We start from the raw sequence: 12,375 nt of genomic DNA on the forward strand, positions 1-12,375 counted from the left end.
GTTACTAATGGAAAACAAACAGGGCATTCAATTAATGCAAGATGGCAAATATGAAGAAGCCGCAAAAGTGTTTACTGCGTACATTGAAGCGCATCCGAAAGAAACGACAGGGTATATAAATATGGCGAATTTATTAAGTGTACTTGGTGACTTTGAACGTTCTTTGTTATTTAATGAGCGTGCAATTGAATTAGACAGCAAAGCAACGGCGGCTTATTACGGGCGAGGAACGATTTATTATCAACAAGATCAATTTGAGAAGGCCGCTGACTCTTTTCTACTCGCGATCAAGCAAGGAATGGACGAGGCAGATGCTTACTACATGCTTGGTATGAGCTATTATCAGACAGGTTCACTAGCACATGCGCAAGCAAATTTAAGCAGAGCCTATGAACTAAGCCCCAATGATAGTGAAATTAGCTTTCAATACGGACTGTGTTTAGCTCAATTAGAGCAGCTGGACGATGCAGCAGTTTATTTTGAGAAAACGATTGAACTTGACCCATCTCATGCAGATGCTCATTATAATTTAGGGATTATTTTTGCTTCAAAGGAAGATATTGATTCAGCTTTGAATTCATTTCGAACTGCACTATCCTACCAACCAGACCATCTATTAGCAGGAAATGGAATTCGTGTTCTCGAAGATGCTTTAGATAAAGGGTGATTGCAGTGGAAGCAAATAGCTCTATTGGATTCGTTAAAGGAAAAGTGACACATGTTTTGTTTCGGAATGATGACAATGATTATACCGTAGCAACAGTTAAAGTAGATAAGAGTAATGAAGAATTAGAGTCCAATAAAACGACCATTATCGGTCACTTGCCTGAACTTGAGCTAAATGAAACCTATTCGTTTTTTGGACAAGTGACAGATCATCCACGGTTTGGTACTCAGTATCGAGTAGAAACGTTTCGAAGAGACTTGCCGCAGAGCAAAAGTGGAATTAGCAAGTTCTTATCAAGTGATCGATTTCCAGGAATCGGTCAAAAAACGGCAGAAACGATTGTTGAGCAGTTAGGTGAACGCGCTATTTCTGCCATTTTAGAGGACCGACATGTGTTAAAATCGATCCCAAAGCTTTCAAAGGACAAAGCAGACTTGTTATACAATCAGCTGCTTGAACATCAAGGTGCTGAGCAAGTAATAATCCAGTTATCGCAGTATGGCTTTGGAACTGAACTGGCAATGAGTGTCTATCGTTCCTACAAACTCCAGGCCTTAGATGTTATTCGAACAAATCCATACTTACTCATACAGGATGTTGAAGGAATTGGGTTTAGACGAGCTGATCAATTAGGTGCTGCTATTGGACTTACTGGAAGTCATCCTGAACGCTTAAGAGCGGGTTTGTTGTACATTACGAATGAGTTAAGTTTGCAGTCTGGCCATCTATTTTTGTTTCGAGATGAATTAATTAATGAAGCAAAAATCCTCTTATCAAATGCACAAGAACAAATTACTGAAACCGACATTACGGATGCAATTGAACAAATGAATGAAGAAGGGTTACTTGTTACAGAAGAAGACCGTGTTTATTTGAAGTCCTTATTTTATGCTGAAAAAGGGATATCAGCAAACGTTCGTAGGATAAGTTCACAAACGATAAAGCAAGAATTTACTAAAGCGGAAATTGAAAAAACGTTAGGGAAACTTGAAGAAAGTCATCAAGTCACCTATTCCTCCAAGCAGAAAGAAGCGATTGAGACCGCACTTGAATCACCCCTGTTATTACTGACTGGAGGTCCAGGAACAGGTAAAACAACGGTAATCAAAGGAATTGTTGAAGCGTATGCAGCGTTACATGGCCTTTCTCTTAATTTAAATGGGTACTCCAAAACATCTCCTTTTCCTTTAAAGCTGACTGCACCTACCGGTCGAGCTGCCAAACGCATGGCAGAAGCTACTGAGTTGCCTGCAGGAACGATTCACAGCTTGCTCGGCTGGAAAGGAGCAACAAGTGGGTTTGAAAAAGGCGACCATGACCAACTAGAGGGTGAGTTGTTAATTGTCGATGAAATGTCAATGGTTGACGCTTGGATTGCCAACCAATTATTTAAAGCAATACCGAAGGGAATGCAGGTCGTATTAGTAGGTGACGAAAATCAGCTTCCTTCCGTTGGGCCTGGTCAAGTATTAAAGGATTTGTTGGATGCAGAAGTTATACCGACTGTAAGATTAAATGATATTTATCGTCAGGCAGAAGGTTCATCTATTATTGAATTAGCTCATTCCATGAAGGATGGCAATTTACCTGATGATTTTACTGAAAAAAAAGCAGATCGACGCTTTTTCTCATGTAATCAGCACCAGGTTCAAACGGCGGTCCGGCAAATTTGTGAGAATGCGATTAAGAAAGGTTATAGTGCAAAAGAAATCCAAGTACTTGCACCAATGTATCGTGGACAAGCTGGGATAACTATTTTAAATGGTGTGTTGCAAGAGCTGTTTAATCCACCTAAAGAAGAACGGAGAGAATTGCCGTTTGGTGATGTCATTTTTCGAAAAGGAGATATGGTACTTCAGCTTGTAAACAATGCAGAAGACGGTGTTTATAACGGTGACAGGGGCGAGATTGTCGCTATCATTTATGCAAAAGAAACGACTGAAAAAAAAGACCAGCTTGTTGTATCTTTTGATGGACTTGAGGTTATTTATGAAAAGAAGGACTTAAATCATTTAACACATGCCTATTGTTCATCCATCCATAAAGCACAAGGAAGCGAATTTCCGATTGTAGTCATGCCAGTTGTTGCTTCTTATTACCGTATGTTAAGACGAAACTTACTCTATACAGGTATTACAAGAGCGAAGCAATATTTGCTCTTATGCGGGGATATTCAAACGTTTCAAAGAGCTATTCAACAAGCAAATGAAACAAGACAATCCAAATTAAAAGAACGTCTGCAGGCGTGGACAAAATAAACAACGATTGGTAACGTTCTCCGTGGATAGCCTTTAATAGGATTGCACACCTTATAAATGTTCGGAAGGGTGGTGCAACTTTTGCGAACAATGCAAGCGTTAATCGGTCTGCCCATTATAACAACTGCTGATGGGGAAGAGTTGGGTCATGTTATTGATGGCTTAATGGACGGGAATACCGTTGTTGGTTTATTAGTAAAGCCTCATCGACTGCTAGCGCACCATTTATTTCTTCCTGTTGAGCAGATTGCACAATCTGGATCTTCAGCTGTCATGGTAAAGAATTCCACTGTTTTACAAGCTTATTCGGATCGTCATAAGCAGCTATATCCGATTTGTACGAGTCGAAAAAAGCTCAAGGGAAAACCGGTTTTGTCTGATGAAGGGGAATTACTTGGGCTGGCAGAAGATGTATATTTCGAGATGGAATTGGGCACGATCATAGGGTATGAAGTGACAGATGGTTGGTTAGCTGATTTAAAGGAAGGCCGTCAAGTGATAAAAGGTCATGACTTAATCATTAAGAAAGAACGAGCCATTTTGTCTCTCTAAAGGAGGCTCCTATGATGCGCTGTCCAAACTGCCAGCGAAAGGATATCGGTAAAATTGGAACAAACCAGTACTATTGCTGGAATTGCTTTATTGAGATGAACCTTGTTAAAGGTACTTTAATGCTTCATCAAGTCGAAGAAGATGGGTCATTAAGTTCTCTAGATGATTTGTTTGAGGAAGAAGATCGACGTGTAAACATGTAGTGAATTGAGGTGAATTTCTTGCGAAAATCAATCGCACCTTTAATGGTTATTGGCCTTGGCGCTGCTTGGTATTCAATGAATGATCGAAAAACGAAAAAGAAAGTCCATCATTTATTTGAGCCAATTATGGATGCTGAAAAAAAGCTAATGAATGCACGCACGTGGAAGAAAACAAAGAAAAAAGTGAAAAAAATGTTCCATTAAAAAACGGCGAAAGCCGTTTTTTTTGATTAAATCACCTAAACCTGCGCAATCTAAACTGAGGTGGTGTAGAGTGAAACGTGAACGACTACAACAAGATGTATTAAAGTGGGGAAAATGGTTAATTATATTAGTTTTTTTTCTATTGTTGGGGCAATTAGCTGCTTATTTAGAACCAATATGGCTTATTGGAAAAACCTTACTCCTCCCATTAGTCGTTGCTTGTGTGATTGCCTATTTATTGCACCCTATAATTGAAAAGTTAGCGACCTATGGGTTATCAAGAGGTCTAGCAACAGCACTTCTATTTCTTCTATTTATCGCAACAATTGTTCTTATATTAATGATTGGTATTCCCGTGTTTATTCGACAAGTGCACGATGCGATTGATGTGTTACCTGAACAATTAGCTTCAATTAAAGAGACGATTTTTACATATCAAAAACAATTGAGTGGACTTCCTGATCCGATTCAGGTGCATGTTGAAGAATGGACTGAAAAAGTAGAAACTTTTGCGGCAAAATCGCTAGATCAATTAGAACAAATCATTCTTACGGCCATTCAATCGATTATGGTCTGGGTTGTTGTTCCTTTTATTGTTTTTTACTTGTTAAAGGATTACACACTTGTTCAACGTGTTGGATTTTATATTACCCCGAGAAAATGGAGAGAGAAAGTGCTTCTCTATATAAGAGATGTGGATAAAACATTTGGATCGTATATAAGGGGCCAGCTTCTTGTTGCTTTATGCGTTGGTGTCATTTCAACAATCACTTTTTGGGTATTAGGTGTTCCTTACCCAGTTATACTTGGTCTTTTTGTTGGTGCAACTGACTTGATTCCTTATTTTGGTGCAATTATTAGTGCGGTACCTGCCATTGGCGTAGCGCTACTTGACTCAACATCACTTGCGATCTATGTTGCAATTTCCTTATTTATCATTCAACAAGTAGAAGGCAATATTTTATCGCCTTTAATTGTTGGGAGAACTGTTCATCTTCACCCTGTGCTCATTATATTTGCTTTATTAATTGGTGTAGAGGTTGCTGGTGTTATCGGTCTCTTGGTCGCAGTGCCTGTTACTGCAATTATGAAAGTCACTTTAATGCATATTAGGCAATATTTAAAGGGCGAAGTGGAGTATGATTGACATTGCTCTACGTGAGCGCTATAATCGTCGTGAACAGATGATCGTAATAGCATAAAATGAACATACATTGAAGGAATGAGTACACATTAGCCCATTCACAGAGACATGCTTTCTTGGCTGGAAAGAGCATGATTGAAGAAATGTGGAATGCTATTCTGGAGTAGCAATTAAAAGGTTGCCGTGCCCCAGCGTTAAAGGGACTGAAGTGATGATAACAAGGTTACTCGTTATCATAATGAGGGTGGTACCGCGTGAACAGACATCTCGTCCCTTTTTTGAGGGAGGAGTTTTTTTATTTGCATTTATTTACATAAGGAGTGATTTATATGAAGCAATTATCGTCTGCTGAAGTACGTCAAATGTTTATTGACTTCTTTAAAGAAAAGGGCCATTCCGTTGAGCCGAGTGCATCACTCGTCCCATTTGAAGATCCAAGCTTATTGTGGATAAATAGTGGCGTTGCAACGCTAAAGAAGTACTTTGATGGTAGAGTGGTTCCTAAAAATCCTAAGATCGTCATTGCACAAAAATCAATACGCACAAACGATATTGAAAATGTCGGTAAAACGGCGCGCCATCACACGTTCTTTGAGATGCTTGGGAATTTTTCGATTGGTGATTATTTCAAAAAAGAATCGATCGATTTAGCTTGGGAGTTTTTTACGGATAAAAAGTGGATTGGGTTTGATCCTGAGAAACTATCAGTAACGGTTCATCCTGAAGATCACGAGGCTTACGCGCATTGGGCTGAAGTAATTGGTGTTCCAGAGGAAAGAATCATTCGCCTTGAAGGAAACTTCTGGGATATCGGTGAAGGACCAAGTGGACCAAATTCGGAGATCTTCTATGATCGTGGTCCAGAGTATGGAAATGACAGTAATGATCCTGAACTTTATCCAGGTGGAGAAAATGAAAGATATTTAGAGATCTGGAATTTGGTTTTCTCTCAGTTTAATCATAATGCTGATGGCACGTATACGCCACTCCCTAAGAAAAATATTGATACTGGCTTAGGATTAGAAAGAATGGTTTCTGTGATCCAAGGCGCTCGAACAAATTACGATACAGACCTCTTCTTACCGATAATCGCCCAAGTAGAAAACTTTGCTAACACAAAGTATAAACAAAGCGATAGTGAAGAAGACGCTGCCTTTAAAGTCATTGCTGATCACATTCGTACGGTTGCTTTTGCGATTGGTGATGGGGCGTTGCCATCGAATGAGGGTCGTGGGTATGTTTTACGCCGCTTACTACGTCGTGCGGTGCGCTTTGCAAAAACAATTGGAATTGACAAGCCGTTTATGTTTGAGTTAGTTCCCGTTGTTGGAGCAATCATGAAAGATTTCTATCCAGAAGTTGAAAGCAAACAAGACTTTATTCAACGGGTTATTCGTACGGAAGAAGAGCGGTTTCATGAAACACTTAATGACGGGTTGGCAATCTTAAATAATCTTATTGCTCAAGCGCAAACAAATAATGAACAAATGATTGCAGGCACCGATGCGTTCCGCTTATACGATACGTATGGATTTCCAGTTGATCTAACAGAAGAATATGTAGAAGAGCAAGGACTTGTAGTTGACCGTGATGGATTTGAGCGTGAGATGGAAGGTCAAAGAAGTAGAGCACGAGCAGCTCGTCAGGAATCATCTTCAATGGGAGTTCAAGAAGATATTTTTGGTGAGTTAAAGGCGCCAAGCATGTTTGTAGGCTATGAAAAGTCAGAAACGACAGCAACAATTCAAACGCTAATTATTGGCAAAGAATCAGTCCAACAGGTAGGTACAGGACAAACAGCATCAATGTTACTTGATAAAACTCCTTTTTATGCTGAGAGTGGCGGACAAGTTGCTGATCGCGGTACGATAAAAACAGAGACAGGCTATGGTCGTGTGATTGATGTGAAAAAAGCTCCAAACGGTCAACATCTACACACGGTTGAAGTAGAATCTGGGGAGCTAGCAGTAGGGAATCAAGTTGAAGCTCGAATTGAAGTTCGTGAACGGTTAGATATTGTCAAAAATCATACCGCTACACATTTATTACATCAGGCTTTAAAAGATGTGTTAGGCGAACATGTAAATCAAGCTGGTTCATTAGTTAACAGTGAAAGATTACGATTTGACTTTTCTCACTTTGGCCAAGTAACACCCAATGAGTTGAAACAAATTGAACAATTGGTTAACGAAAAGATTTGGTTGGCATTACCGGTAGAAATCTCGACAAAATCATTAGCTGAAGCGAAAGAAATGGGAGCCATGGCTTTATTTGGTGAAAAGTACGGTGATGAAGTCCGCGTCGTTCAAGTAGGTGATTATAGTTTAGAGTTATGTGGTGGGTGCCATGTCCGCAATGCTGCAGAAATAGGATTGTTTAAAGTGGTTTCTGAATCAGGAATTGGTGCAGGTGTTCGTAGAATTGAAGCAGTCACTTCTAAAGGTGCATATGAATTTTTAAATGATCAACTGTCTATTCTTTATGATGCAAAGGACCGCTTAAAAGTGAAGCAATTCAAGGATATACCGCAGCGCATTGACGGTGTTTTAAGTGAGCTTCGAGATGCAAATCGTGAGAATGAATCATTAACCGCTAAACTCGGTCAAGTTGAAGCAGGTCACCTAGGTGATAAAGCTGTAAACTACGGTGATGTAACAGTAGTTGCGACTGTTGTTCAAGCGAAAGATATGGATGCCATCCGCGCAATGGTTGATACACTAAAACAACAATATTTAAAAGCCGTTATTGTGTTAGGTGCTAAAACTGGTGACAAAGTGTCATTTGTTGCAGGTGTGACGAAAGAAGCAATGGCTGAAGGTTATCACGCTGGAAAGCTAATTAAAGAGGTCGCTTCAAGAACTGGCGGTGGTGGTGGCGGTCGTCCAGATATGGCTCAAGCTGGAGGAAAAGACCCGTCTAAGTTAGAAGAAGCCTTAGCATACGTAGACGAGTATGTTAAATCAATTTCCTAATCGAACTAGAATGATGTACAATGAGGGTATTGTAGCTTTTACACGTTGTTTTGCTGACGATAAACGTAAAGAGGTGAGAGCGATTGAGTTCAATGGATAATACAATGCAGTTCAATTTTAATGATGATTCATTTGACGAAGAGGTTCGAGACGTGCTCTTGTCTGTTTTTGATGCTCTTGAAGAAAAGGGGTACAATCCGATTAATCAAATCGTCGGATACCTGCTATCTGGAGACCCAGCCTATATTCCTCGTCACAAAGATGCTAGAACGCTTATTCGAAAGCTGGAAAGAGACGAGCTTATTGAAACGTTAGTAAAATCATATCTCCAAGAACATGGAAAAGGAAAATGATGCGAGTTATTGGTCTTGATGTAGGAACAAAAACGATTGGTGTTGCTCTAAGTGACGCGTTTGGTTGGACAGCCCAAGGGCTTCCAACCATTAAGCGTGAAGAAGAGCAGACACAGTCTGATTACGAATCAATTGCACATCTAATTAAAGAACATGATGTTCAAAAAGTAGTTATTGGTTACCCTAAAAATATGAATGGAACCGTCGGTGAGAGTGGACAGCGTAGTGAGGCTTTTGCAGAGACGTTAAAAACGTATAGCAATGTAGAAACCATTTTGTGGGATGAACGCTTGACGACTGCTGCAGCTCAACGTGTGCTTGTTGATGCTGATGTAAGCCGCAAAAAACGAAAAAAAGTAGTTGATCAAATGGCTGCTGTTTTAATTTTACAAGGTTATTTAGATCGACAAGCTCATTCATAATAAAGGTTAAATTAAAGAATAGAGGGATTTAAGATGACACAAGAAGAAAAAGAACGCTTTGTAATACCAGATGAAGAAGGCACAGAACATTTATTTGATGAACTTTTTCGTTTTACTGTAGACGAAACGGAAAAATCATACATTGTACTAATTCCTGTTGGCGAAGAAGAAGATGAAGAAGAAGAAGTTGAAGTGTTTGCGTTTCGTTATGAAGACCGCGAAGGTGAAGAGAACGATATTGCTTTTTTCCCAGTTGAAACGGATGATGAATGGAGCATGATTGAAGAAATGCTTAATACGTTTTCAGATGAGGAAGACGAATAATACAAATAACCCGTGCAACGTTGCACGGGTTCAAACTTATTTTTATGCTGAAATTTGTCTAATTCTTACACTAATTATTCAGAATGTAGTATAATTGGATGGATAAGGAGGCAATTAATGGGAAAACATACAAAGCAAGATTCCAATGAAATTTACCAAGAGCGCGCATCACAAGCTAGAACGGTGCGTAAGATTGTATTAATCTGCTTATCGGTTATCTTTGCTATAATCTTAATTGGTTTAATTGGCGGTTATACGTATTTATCGAATGCCTTAAAACCTGTTGATGCTGAAGGCGAAGGTAATGATATAGAAGTAACCATTCCTGTAAATACATCGACAACTGGTATTGCCACGATCCTTGAGGAAGAGGGTTTAATTCGTAACGCTTCTTTATTTAGGTACTATACACGCTATAAAAATGAATCGGGATTTCAGGCGGGTACGTATACATTAAATACTGAAATGGATACAGATCAGCTAATTGAGCAATTAAAAGATGGTAGAGTCATAGCGGAAGCTGCTTCAACGATTACCATTCCAGAAGGTTTAACTTTAAATACAGTAACAGAACGTCTGGCTGAATTTACTGGTACATCGCAAGAAGAGGTCTTTGAGTATATTGATAATCAAGACTATGTAACAGGTTTAATTGAAGAATATGAAATGTTAACCGATGAGATATTGAATGAAGATATTCATCATCCGCTTGAAGGGTACTTATTTCCTGCTAGCTATCAGTTTGAAGATGAGCAGCCAAGTATTGAGGCTGTGATAAAAGATATGCTAAATCAAACAGAACGCGTTTACCAGAACAATAAGACGCTTGTTGAAAATAGTGAGTATTCATTTCACGAATTAATGACAATGGGGTCTATTATTGAACGGGAAGCACGTGAATCATTTGATCGTTTTGAAATTGCAGGTGTCTTGCATAATCGATTAAACGAAGGAATGATGCTGCAAGTCGATCCAACCGTTGCCTATGCGCAAGGAGAGCATATCTATATGACTTCATATGCAGACCTAGATATTGATTCGCCATATAATACGTACCGCTACACGGGGTTACCACCAGGTCCGATAGCAACCGTTCGTGAGCAATCATTTGTAGCAGCTGCTGATCCCAATGATACGGAGTACATTTACTTTTATGCTCGTTATAATGGTGATATCATATACAACGAAGATTATGATCAACACCTTGAAGCTCGAAATACGTATCGCCATGAGTGGGAAGAAGCAGCACAAAGTGAGGATACTGAGTAAAACAAGAATGACAATGCAAAGGGGATTGTGAGTCCCCTTTGCATAACGTGAAAAAGGATGACAAGATGATTAATCAAGAAATAATAAAGTATGTTGAAGCACTCACGCCATCGCGCTCTACGATTTTGGCTGAAATGGAACATGTTGCTCAAGTAGAGGGTGTTCCTATTATGGAATTAACAGCCATGAATGCCTTGTTGATCCTCTTAAATTTAAAACAGCCAGCTCACATTGTAGAGATTGGAACGGCAATTGGTTATTCCGCTATTCAAATGGCGGAAGCGCTTCCTTCTGTTCAAATAACAACAATTGAACGAGATGAGTCGAGATACAACCAAGCGTTAGCATACATTAGCCGAGCGAATTTGAGTGATCGAATTACGGTTATCCATGGAGACGCGAAAGAAGCGGTTGAATCTGTTGCGCAATTAAGCAAGATTGATGTATTATTTATTGATGCTGCAAAAGGACAGTACCAGTCTTTTTTTGAATTATATACTCCTTTCTTGGATGAAGCAGGACTCGTTTTAAGTGATAATATCTTATTTCGTGGACTTGTTGCACAAGAAGACTTATCGGATCAACCGAAACGCTATCAAAAATTAGTTGAAAAAATTCAACGGTATAACACATGGCTTTCGGATCATCCACAATATGAAACAAGAATTTTGCCAATTGGTGATGGCCTTGCTTGTAGCATAAAAAAAGACCATGTAACTTGGTTGAAAGAGGAATAATCATGAACTCAAACAGACCTGTTATCATTGGAGTTGCAGGTGGAACCGGATCTGGTAAGACGACGGTTGCAAAAGAAATATTCAACCAGTTTAATCAGTCGTCCATTGTTTTAATTGAACAGGATGCCTATTATAAAAATCAAGACCACTTAGCATTCGAAGAGCGTCTGAAAACAAATTATGACCATCCACTTGCGTTCGATAATGAATTGCTTTATGCTCATTTAATGCAATTAACAGACCGGTCGCCTATCTTTAAGCCAGCTTATGACTATGCAAACCATACGCGAGCGAAAGAAGTGTCAAAAATTGTTCCAAAAGATGTTATTATCCTTGAAGGAATATTGATACTTGAAGACGAACGTTTACGGAGTATGATGGACATAAAAGTATTTGTAGACACGGATGCGGACATTCGAATTATGAGACGAATTCTTCGAGATACTCAAGACCGTGGACGCTCTATAGACTCGGTTATCGAGCAATATACGAAGGTCGTTAGACCAATGCACTTGCAATTTGTGGAACCGACTAAGCGATATGCAGACGTCATCATACCTGAAGGTGGAGAAAACAAAGTAGCAATTGATTTAATGGCAACAAAAATTCGTACCGTTATTGAGCAGCAGTCAACCTAATGAAATGGTAATCTTTCTGCTTTAGAATAATGAACTAGATAATTTTGAGGAGTGAAAAAAGAATGTCAGAAGAGAAAAAACATTATATGACAGAAGAAGGTAAAAAGAAGTTAGAGGATGAGTTGCAGCATTTGATTACAACGCGACGCAAAGAAGTCGTTGAACGTATAAAAGTAGCTCGTAGTTTTGGTGACCTTTCAGAGAACTCTGAATATGATTCTGCAAAGGAAGATCAAGCTTTTGTTGAGGGTCGAATTTCCCAGTTAGAGAAAATGATTCGAAATGCAATCATGATTGAAAATCAAAAAGTGGATGGGAATGTTGTATCACTTGGAAAAACAGTTAGGCTAATGGAACTTCCTGATGGTGATGAAGAAGAATACACAATTGTAGGTTCTGCTGAATCTGACCCAATTGAAGGAAAGATATCAAATGACTCTCCAATGGCACAAAGTTTGATTGGAAAAACAGTCAAAGATCGAGTGACGGTCAACACGCCTGCTGGTGAGATGCAAATTGAAATTCTTGAAATTCGATAGAATCGTAAAGCTTCCTGTGTTTTTAACAGGAAGCTTCTTTTTATAAAGAAAAACGGTACTTCTTATCGGTTGAAGTTTAACTGAAACGAGCTA

Annotated in this window: 14 protein-coding genes and 1 other annotated feature; all 14 genes read left to right on the forward strand. The window is 39.2% G+C overall.

Going from position 1 to position 12,375, the window contains the following annotated elements:
• Positions 1-7 precede the first annotated feature (7 nt).
• The 14 genes from JOC54_RS06105 to greA all read left to right on the forward strand — a co-directional run bounded on the left by JOC54_RS06105 (position 8) and on the right by greA (position 12,282).
• Positions 8-667 carry a tetratricopeptide repeat protein gene (locus tag JOC54_RS06105; RefSeq protein ID WP_035418605.1) on the forward strand — a complete coding sequence of 220 codons (660 nt, stop codon included), beginning with the start codon at positions 8-10 and terminating at the stop codon, positions 665-667.
• Between the two features lie 5 nt (positions 668-672).
• A complete protein-coding gene (recD2, locus tag JOC54_RS06110; RefSeq protein ID WP_437183518.1) occupies positions 673-2,925 on the forward strand; it encodes an SF1B family DNA helicase RecD2 in 2,253 nt (750 codons plus the stop codon).
• Between the two features lie 90 nt (positions 2,926-3,015).
• Entirely contained in the window at positions 3,016-3,477 is a 462-nt protein-coding gene (locus JOC54_RS06115; protein ID WP_235194487.1) for a PRC-barrel domain-containing protein, read from the forward strand.
• A gap of 11 nt (positions 3,478-3,488) precedes the next feature.
• Positions 3,489-3,680: a YrzR-like zinc ribbon domain gene (locus JOC54_RS06120; protein WP_035418607.1), complete on the forward strand. Its 192-nt coding sequence runs from the start codon at positions 3,489-3,491 to the stop codon at positions 3,678-3,680.
• An 18-nt stretch (positions 3,681-3,698) separates the two neighbouring features.
• Entirely contained in the window at positions 3,699-3,884 is a 186-nt protein-coding gene (locus JOC54_RS06125) for a DUF3918 family protein (protein ID WP_035418608.1), read from the forward strand.
• Between the two features lie 70 nt (positions 3,885-3,954).
• Entirely contained in the window at positions 3,955-5,031 is a 1,077-nt protein-coding gene (locus JOC54_RS06130; protein WP_035418609.1) for an AI-2E family transporter, read from the forward strand.
• 58 nt (positions 5,032-5,089) lie between these two features.
• Positions 5,090-5,306, forward strand: a binding site (T-box leader).
• A 51-nt stretch (positions 5,307-5,357) separates the two neighbouring features.
• Positions 5,358-8,000: an alanine--tRNA ligase gene (gene alaS, locus JOC54_RS06135; RefSeq protein ID WP_035418610.1), complete on the forward strand. Its 2,643-nt coding sequence runs from the start codon at positions 5,358-5,360 to the stop codon at positions 7,998-8,000.
• 83 nt (positions 8,001-8,083) lie between these two features.
• Positions 8,084-8,353 (forward strand): IreB family regulatory phosphoprotein, encoded by a 270-nt coding sequence (locus JOC54_RS06140; RefSeq protein WP_035418611.1) that lies wholly within the window; start codon positions 8,084-8,086, stop codon positions 8,351-8,353.
• Positions 8,353-8,775, forward strand: coding sequence for a Holliday junction resolvase RuvX (ruvX, locus tag JOC54_RS06145; RefSeq protein ID WP_035418642.1), 423 nt, complete (start codon positions 8,353-8,355; stop codon positions 8,773-8,775). Before JOC54_RS06140 ends, ruvX begins: the two co-directional genes overlap by 1 nt.
• 33 nt (positions 8,776-8,808) lie before the next feature.
• Positions 8,809-9,099: a DUF1292 domain-containing protein gene (locus JOC54_RS06150; protein ID WP_035442208.1), complete on the forward strand. Its 291-nt coding sequence runs from the start codon at positions 8,809-8,811 to the stop codon at positions 9,097-9,099.
• 117 nt (positions 9,100-9,216) lie between these two features.
• Positions 9,217-10,368: an endolytic transglycosylase MltG gene (gene mltG, locus JOC54_RS06155; protein WP_054793594.1), complete on the forward strand. Its 1,152-nt coding sequence runs from the start codon at positions 9,217-9,219 to the stop codon at positions 10,366-10,368.
• A 65-nt stretch (positions 10,369-10,433) separates the two neighbouring features.
• A complete protein-coding gene (locus JOC54_RS06160) occupies positions 10,434-11,105 on the forward strand; it encodes an O-methyltransferase (RefSeq protein ID WP_035418643.1) in 672 nt (223 codons plus the stop codon).
• A 2-nt stretch (positions 11,106-11,107) separates the two neighbouring features.
• Positions 11,108-11,743: a uridine kinase gene (udk, locus tag JOC54_RS06165; RefSeq protein WP_035418612.1), complete on the forward strand. Its 636-nt coding sequence runs from the start codon at positions 11,108-11,110 to the stop codon at positions 11,741-11,743.
• A gap of 62 nt (positions 11,744-11,805) precedes the next feature.
• Positions 11,806-12,282, forward strand: coding sequence for a transcription elongation factor GreA (greA, locus tag JOC54_RS06170; protein ID WP_035418613.1), 477 nt, complete (start codon positions 11,806-11,808; stop codon positions 12,280-12,282).
• The last annotated feature ends 93 nt before the right edge of the window (positions 12,283-12,375 follow it).

This window comes from Shouchella xiaoxiensis (assembly GCF_016907895.1).
GTDB classification, from domain to species: domain Bacteria; phylum Bacillota; class Bacilli; order Bacillales; family Bacillaceae_D; genus Shouchella; species Shouchella xiaoxiensis.

What these genes read in the sequence shown, in the direction of transcription:
- JOC54_RS06105 (WP_035418605.1), top strand. Translation starts at nt 8, where the DNA reads ATGGAAAACAAACAGGGCATTCAATTAATGCAAGATGGCAAATATGAA.
- JOC54_RS06115 (WP_235194487.1), top strand. Translation starts at nt 3,016, where the DNA reads ATGCAAGCGTTAATCGGTCTGCCCATTATAACAACTGCTGATGGGGAA.
- JOC54_RS06120 (WP_035418607.1), top strand. Translation starts at nt 3,489, where the DNA reads ATGATGCGCTGTCCAAACTGCCAGCGAAAGGATATCGGTAAAATTGGA.
- alaS (WP_035418610.1), top strand. Translation starts at nt 5,358, where the DNA reads ATGAAGCAATTATCGTCTGCTGAAGTACGTCAAATGTTTATTGACTTC.
- ruvX (WP_035418642.1), top strand. Translation starts at nt 8,353, where the DNA reads ATGCGAGTTATTGGTCTTGATGTAGGAACAAAAACGATTGGTGTTGCT.
- JOC54_RS06150 (WP_035442208.1), top strand. Translation starts at nt 8,809, where the DNA reads ATGACACAAGAAGAAAAAGAACGCTTTGTAATACCAGATGAAGAAGGC.
- mltG (WP_054793594.1), top strand. Translation starts at nt 9,217, where the DNA reads ATGGGAAAACATACAAAGCAAGATTCCAATGAAATTTACCAAGAGCGC.
- JOC54_RS06160 (WP_035418643.1), top strand. Translation starts at nt 10,434, where the DNA reads ATGATTAATCAAGAAATAATAAAGTATGTTGAAGCACTCACGCCATCG.
- udk (WP_035418612.1), top strand. Translation starts at nt 11,108, where the DNA reads ATGAACTCAAACAGACCTGTTATCATTGGAGTTGCAGGTGGAACCGGA.
- greA (WP_035418613.1), top strand. Translation starts at nt 11,806, where the DNA reads ATGTCAGAAGAGAAAAAACATTATATGACAGAAGAAGGTAAAAAGAAG.